A 6,852-nucleotide genomic window follows, 5' to 3' on the forward strand; every position below is an offset into this window, starting at 1 on the left:
GGTTCTCCTCGGCGGTGGGTATTGGTGGGGACCCGATCATCGGGACCACGCACATCGATGCTCTGGCCGCGTTCGAGGCCGATCCGGACACCGACGTGATCGTGATGATCGGTGAGATCGGTGGTGACGCCGAGGAGCGTGCCGCGGACTTCATCAGGGAGCACGTGACCAAGCCGGTGGTGGGGTACGTGGCGGGCTTCACGGCTCCGGAGGGCAAGACGATGGGTCACGCGGGCGCGATCGTGTCGGGTTCCTCGGGCACGGCCGCGGCCAAGAAGGAGGCTCTGGAGGCCGTCGGCGTCAAGGTCGGCAAGACCCCCAGCGAAGCGGCGCGGATGGTACGGGCCGTCCTGGCCGACGCACCACACGGAGAGGAGGCGGGCGCCCCCTCCCACGCGGAGGCGGTGTCCACGACGCGATGACGGCGATGCTCAAGCCCGGCACCGACTGGGAGACCCTGTACACACGCTGCCGTGAGGAGGCGCCGGAGGCCTTCGGGCCCGACCGGACGCACAACCACTGGGGCGGCCGGTGGCGCGACGACGGCGACCCCCGGACCGCGTACTCACCCGTCGACGGGTCGCAGATCGCGGGTCCGCCGATGCTGGACGGCGCGACCGCGGCCCTGGCCGTCGCCGGGGCCGCCGCCGACCACCAACGCTGGAGCGCGGTCCCCCTCGACGAACGCCGGGAGCGGGTCCGCGCCGCGGTCCGGGCCTGGGAACGGCACCGCGACACGCTGGCCCTGGCCCTGGTCTGGGAGATCGGCAAGCCCTGGCGGCTGGCCCGCCAGGACGTGGACCGGGCGATCTCCGGGGTCGAGTGGTACCTGGACGGCGTCGGGCCCATGCTCGACGGCCGCCGGCCCCTGGACGGCCCCGTCAGCAACATCGCGAGCTGGAACTACCCGATGAGCGTGCTGGCGCACGCGATGTGCGTCCAGGCGCTGGCGGGCAACGGCGTGATCGCCAAGACCCCCACCGACGGCGGACTGGTCTGCCTGACCCTGGCCGTGGCCCTGGCGGTCCGCGAGGGCCTGCCGTTCACGCTGGTCAGCGGGGGCGGCCGCGATCTCTCCCCGGCGCTGGTGCGGGGGCCCGAGATTGGTTGCGTGTCCTTCGTCGGCGGCCGGGACACCGGCGGCCGGGTGGCGGCCGACCTCGCCGACCTGGGGCGGCCGCACGTCCTGGAGCAGGAGGGGCTGAACTGCTGGGGCGTGTGGGAGTTCGACGACTGGGAGACCCTCTCGGGGCAGATCCGCAGGACCTTCGACTACGCCAAGCAGCGCTGCACCGCCTATCCCCGGTTCGTCGTACAGCGCTCCCGCTTCGACGCCTTCCTCGACGCCTACCTCACGGCGGTCCGGTCGGTGCGCTTCGGGCACCCCCTCGCCGTGGCGTCCCCCGAGGACGACCTGCCCGAACTGGACTTCGGGCCGCTGATCAACGCGGCCAAGGCCAAGGAGCTGACCGACCGGGTGGCCGAGGCCGTGGCGGGCGGTGCCGTGCCGCTCCACCGGGGCGGACTGTCGGACGCCCTCCTGCTGCCGGGGCAGAACACCGACGCCTACGTGGCACCGGTGGCGCTGTTGGAGCCGCCGCGCTCCTCGCCGCTCTTCCACGCCGAACCGTTCGGCCCGGTCGACTCGATCGTGCTGGTGGACACGGAGGCGGAGCTGCTGGCCGCGATGAACGCCAGCAACGGCGCCCTGGTCGCCACAGTCTCGTGCGACGACACCGACACGGCCGCGCGCCTGGCCGCCGGGGTGCGGGCCTTCAAGGTCGGCGTCAACCGGCCGCGCTCACGCGGCGACCGCGAGGAGCTGTTCGGCGGCTGGGGCGACTCCTGGCGGGGCGCCTTCGTCGGCGGTGAATTGCTGGTCCACGCGGTCACCAGGGGAGCGGCGGGCGAGCGCCTGCCGGGCAACTTCCCGCACTACACGCTGCGTCCCGAGGGGCGCGTCTAGGAGAGGAGCCCGGTCTTCCGGGGGTCCGGCGGCTCCCCGGAAGACCGTTCCCTCAGACGGCGACCAGGCGGACGGCTGAGCCGCACAGTTGGGACATGTCTCCGACATCCGACGTCAGTACCGTGACAGGGGGCCGTTGCCGTAGGGCCACCTCCGCCACCATCGCGTCGATGGCGTGCTGGTGGCCGTGCAGGCCGACTCGCTGGAGGAGCGCGGCGGCTGATCGCGCACCATCCTTGCCAAGATCCTCAACCTTGAGGCGGGAGAGCACCCAGTTCAACCTTGCGGTACTGACTCCTCGGTGTTGGACCTCGATGATGGTCGCCGCGCTGATGACCAAAGCCCTGTCCTCCTGGACCGCGGCATCGATGAGGAGCATGGTCCTGCGGTCCCTGGCGATGAATCCGGACAGCCCTGCCGAGTCCAGGACGAGGGTGCCCTTCACACGGCCTCGTCCGAATTCCTGGCGCCCTTCTGCTCACCAGCCAACTCCGCTTTGGCCCAGGTGCGCTCCTCCTCCGTGAAAGCACCGTACTCCTCCTGGTAGTCAGCGAGATCCTGGGCGATCAGGTCGCTGCGCAGCCGGTGCTCGACCGCTTCCGTGATGTATGCGGAGAACTCTCGTTTGCCGGTGATGGCGCGTACCGCCTCAGCGGTCCCCTCCGGGAGCGAGAGACTCACCCGAACCGAGGGACCGCTGCCCACGGGAACCCTGTCTTCAGTCACGCATCAAGTTTATCAAAGCGAATAGGAATTATCTTGGGTTCTGCGAGACAGGGGATGTCGGGAGCGGTCGGTGCAGGGGGCTGGAGCGCACCGGCCGCTCCCGCGTCTACCGACCCGGACCGCGGACGCCTCCCGTGGCCGCCGAGGGCGCGATGGGCGCCTTCTTCAGGAGGATCCGGTGCCGTCCGGCGTAGACGTTCATGGAGGTTCCCCGGAGGAAGCCGACGAGGGTGATGCCCGCCTCCGCGGCGAGGTCGACGGCCAGGGACGAGGGGGCGGAGACGGCGGCCATCATCGGGATGCCCGCCATCCACGCCTTCTGGACCAGCTCGAAGGACGCGCGCCCGGAGACCATGAGCACCGTCCCGCGCAGCGGGAGCCGCCCGGAGCGCAGGGCCCAGCCGACCAGCTTGTCCACCGCGTTGTGGCGGCCCACGTCCTCGCGCAGGGCGAGCAGGTCGCCGTCCTCGGTGAACAGCCCGGCCGCGTGCAGGGCGCCGGTGCGCTCGAACACACGCTGAGCCTCACGCAGCCGGTCGGGCAGGGACGTCAGGGTGTCCGCGTCGATCCGCAGGTCGTCCTCCGCCACCCGCCAGGCGGCCTGGGTGCGCACGGCGTCCAGACTCGCCTTGCCGCACAGGCCGCAGGAGGACGTGGTGTAGAAGTTGCGTTCCAGGGAGGTGTCCGGGCGGGGGACCCCCGGGGCCAGGGACACGTCGAGCACGTTGTAGGTGTTCGAACCGTCCTCGGTGGCCCCGGCGCAGTACCGGATCGCGGTGATCTCCTGTTCGCGGGACACCACGCCCTCGCTCACCAGGAACCCCGCGGCCAGGTCGAAATCGCCGCCGGGGGTGCGCATGGTGACGCTCAGAGGGGCTCCGTCGAGCCTGATCTCCAGCGGCTCCTCCACGACCAGCGTGTCGACGCGCTCCGTCGAGGACCCGTCCCTGATCCGGAGAACCTTCTCCCGGACCGTGACCCGTCCCATCCGCTCCACCGCCTTCCGGTGTCCACTGTCCCGGTTCTATCTGATTTCGCCCGGTTTCTCACCCCTGCCGCGGACCCGCGTCGGGCGCGCCCGCGGATCCGGGGGTTCACCCGTCGCCGCGCCGCTGTACGTGCTGGAAGCCGAACCGACCCTTGATGCACAGGTTTCCGTGGGTCACCGGGTTGTCGTGCGGTGAGGTGACCTTGACGATCTCGTTCTCCTGCACGTGCAGCGTAACGTTGCAGCCCACTCCGCAGTAGGTGCACACCGTGGTCGTCTCGCTCTGTTTCTCCTCGTCCCAGGTGCCCGCCTGGCGCATGTCGAACTCGGTGCGGAAGGACAGGGCCCCGGTGGGGCACACCTCGATGCAGTTGCCGCAGTAGACGCAGGCCGAGTCGGGCAGCGTGACGTCGTGCTCGGTGGAGATGCGGGCGTCGAAGCCGCGCCCGGCCACCCCGATGGCGAAGGTGTTCTGCCACTGGTCGCCGCAGGCGTCCACGCACTTGTAGCACATGATGCACTTGGAGTAGTCACGCACGTACAGGTCGTTGTCCACCTTGACGGGCTGTTCGACCGTCTCCGCGACCGAGCCGTCGCCGGGTTCGTGGTCACCGGCGTGCCGGGCGTCGCGCACGCCCAGCGCCGCCGCCTCGGCGCGAGGGCCGAACCGGTCGGGCTCCGCGTCGTAGCGCTCCATCCACTCGTCCACCTGCGGGGTGGTGGACAGGTCCACGGAGGAGCCGAGCAGCTCCAGGACCATCTTGCGGCTGTGCCGCACCCGCTCGGAGTCCGTGGCCACGCTCATGCCGGGTTCCAGCTTGCGCGAGCAGGCGGGGACGAGCGTACGCGCGCCCTCCACCTCCACCACGCACACCCGGCAGGCGTTCCTGGGGGTGAGCGTGTCGCCGTAGCACAGGGTGGGGATGTCGGTTCCCATCCCGGAGCAGGCCTCCAGGACGGTGGTGCCCTCGGGGACGCGGACCTGCTCGCCGTCGATGGTCGCGTCGATCAGCCGCCGGGGCGGGGCCAGGAGTACGGGGACGGTCATCGGGCCTCCTCGGTTTCGGACTCTTCAAACAGGCCGAGTCGGTCGATCGCCGACTCCACGGCGTTCCAGGCGGTCTGTCCCAGGCCGCAGATCGAGGCGTCCTTCATCGCCCGGCCGACCTCGCGGAGCAGGGCGACCTCGGACTCGGGGTCGCCGCCGCCCCTGATACGCAGCAGGGACTCCTCCTGGCGCACGGTGCCGACCCGGCAGGGGACGCACTGGCCGCAGGACTCGTCGCGGAAGAAGGCCGCCACCCGGACCAGGGTCGCGACCAGGTCGGCGGTGTCGTCCAGGACCAGGACCACTCCCGAACCGAGGGTCGTCCCCGCCGCGCGGGCCCCCTCGAAGGTCAGCGGAATGTCCAGTTCGTCCCCGCGGACGAAGGCCCCGGCCGCCCCGCCGAGCAGGACCGCCTGGATGGTGCGCCCCTCGGGCATCCCCCCGGCGGCCTCGACGAGGTCGCGCAGGGTGGCGCCGAAGGGCAGCTCGTACAGCCCGGGGCGGCGCACACCGCCCGACAGGCAGAACAGCTTGGGACCGGTGGACTGGTCGGTGCCGACGGCCGCGTAGGCGGGACCGCCCATCAGCAGGATCGGCAGCACGTTGACCAGCGTCTCGACGTTGTTCACGGCGGTGGGTTTGCCGAACAGCCCCTTCTCCACGGGGAAGGGCGGTTTGCTCCGGGGCTCGCCCCGCTGGCCCTCGATGGAGCCGAAGATCGCGGTCTCCTCACCGCAGATGTAGGCGCCCGCGCCGCGCCGGATCTCGATGTCGAAGGCGAAGCCCGAGCCCAGGACGTCCGGACCGAGCAGCCCGCGCCCGCGCGCCAGCGTGATGGCGTTCTCCAGGTGCCGCAGCGCGCGGGGGTACTCGCCCCGGATGTACAGGTAGCCGGTCCGGGCGCCGATGGCGTATCCCGCGATCGTCATCGCCTCGATGACGGAGAACGGGTCGCCCTCCATCAGGACCCGGTCCTTGAAGGTGCCGGGCTCGCTCTCGTCGGCGTTGCACACCAGGTAGTGCGGGCCGTCCGGCTGCTGGGCGGTGGCCTGCCACTTGCGGCCGGGGGNGCGGCTCCGCCCCGGCCGACCAGGCCGGAGTCGGAGACCTCCCGGAGGACACCGGCCGGGCCGAGGCGCAGCGCCTGGCGCAACGCGGCGTACCCGCCCGCGGCACGGTAGTCGTCCAGGCTGAGGGGGTCGACGGTGCCGATCCTGCGGAGCAGCACGTGGTCGGGTGAGCCCGCGTCGGGTACGGCCGCCGCGGGATCGGGTTCGGGGGAGGCGCCGGGCAGGGGCTCGGCACCGAAGGTGGTGGGGACGCGGTGTCCGTTCGCGGCGGCCGAACCGGTCCCGGAGGAGGCACCCTCGGCCATCGCGTCCAGTTCGGCGGACGTGGCGGGGGCGGCGACGGCGTACCGGGGCGGATCGCCCGCCTCGACGGCGAGGGCGGCGGGCGCGCGCTCGCACATGCCCAGGCACGGGCTCTCGTGCCAGGAGGCCTCCCCGTCGTGGCCGCCGGGAGGGCCGAGGCGTTGGGTCAGCCGGTCGCGCAGCGGGCCCGAACCCGCCGCCGCGCACGCGATGTCGGTGCACAGGTGCACGACGCGGCGCGGGCGCTGGTGCAGGGAGAACATCGCGTAGAAGGAGGCGACGGCGTAGGCCTCCGCCGGGGGGATGGTCAGCCTGCGGCAGATGTGGTCGAGTGCGGGACGGCTGATCCAGCCCACGCGGTCGTTCACCGCGTGGAGGGCGGGAAGAAGCAGGTCGCGCCGGTCGCGGGCGGAGTGGCCGCCCCGCGCGTAACGCAGGTCGACGTCCTGGCGGGCGCCGCCGTCCCAGCCGGACTCGGGCGGCCCGAGTACGCTCTCGACGGCTTCGCGTTCGACGGCGGTGGGCGTCTCGTCCAGGAAGCGTAGGTCCACGCCTGGGTCACCTCATATCGAATGTAAGCCAGATCACAGGATTCTGTATACAGAGAACAGTATGATGGTTGTATTCGGGTGGCAACCCCCGTAAGCGGTAAGAACGCGTAAGGATGCGCCCGGGTGTCCGGTCCGCCCGATGGGTGCTGACCAGGTATGACGGGCCGTGCCGTCGCCGCAGGGGGCTGGGGCGACGGCAC

5 protein-coding genes and 2 pseudogenes are annotated in these 6,852 nt (G+C 71.5%); 2 read left to right on the top strand and 5 right to left on the bottom strand.

The genetic code is table 11. The features are described 5' to 3' along the window. Window positions 1–422, top strand: a pseudogene (locus D455_RS30295) (succinate--CoA ligase subunit alpha); the annotation flags it as partial. Beyond that, on the top strand, window positions 419–1,966 hold the full coding sequence (locus D455_RS0113085; RefSeq protein WP_017571172.1) for an aldehyde dehydrogenase family protein: 1,548 nt from the start codon (window positions 419–421) through the stop codon (window positions 1,964–1,966). The pseudogene D455_RS30295 and the gene D455_RS0113085, both read left to right, overlap by 4 nt. A 52-nt stretch (window positions 1,967–2,018) precedes the next feature. Here the strand turns inward: D455_RS0113085 and D455_RS0113090 are convergent, their stop codons facing one another. The 5 genes and pseudogenes from D455_RS0113090 to D455_RS30300 form a co-directional block, all read right to left on the bottom strand. Continuing rightward, window positions 2,019–2,411, bottom strand: a complete 393-nt coding sequence (locus tag D455_RS0113090; RefSeq protein WP_017571173.1) for a hypothetical protein — start codon at window positions 2,409–2,411, stop codon at window positions 2,019–2,021. After that, window positions 2,408–2,692: a hypothetical protein gene (locus D455_RS0113095; protein WP_040684835.1), complete on the bottom strand. Its 285-nt coding sequence runs from the start codon at window positions 2,690–2,692 to the stop codon at window positions 2,408–2,410. The genes D455_RS0113090 and D455_RS0113095 overlap by 4 nt, the downstream gene beginning before the upstream one ends. Window positions 2,693–2,798: 106 nt before the next feature. Further along, entirely contained in the window at window positions 2,799–3,680 is an 882-nt protein-coding gene (fdhD, locus tag D455_RS0113100; RefSeq protein ID WP_017571175.1) for a formate dehydrogenase accessory sulfurtransferase FdhD, read from the bottom strand. Between the two features lie 106 nt (window positions 3,681–3,786). Beyond that, window positions 3,787–4,728 carry a 2Fe-2S iron-sulfur cluster-binding protein gene (locus D455_RS0113105; protein ID WP_017571176.1) on the bottom strand — a complete coding sequence of 314 codons (942 nt, stop codon included), beginning with the start codon at window positions 4,726–4,728 and terminating at the stop codon, window positions 3,787–3,789. Continuing rightward, window positions 4,725–6,652, bottom strand: a pseudogene (locus tag D455_RS30300) (NAD(P)H-dependent oxidoreductase subunit E). The gene D455_RS0113105 and the pseudogene D455_RS30300 overlap by 4 nt, the downstream one beginning before the upstream one ends. Window positions 6,653–6,852 lie beyond the last annotated feature (200 nt).

This window comes from Nocardiopsis halotolerans DSM 44410 (genome assembly GCF_000341065.1).
Lineage (GTDB): Bacteria > Actinomycetota > Actinomycetes > Streptosporangiales > Streptosporangiaceae > Nocardiopsis > Nocardiopsis halotolerans.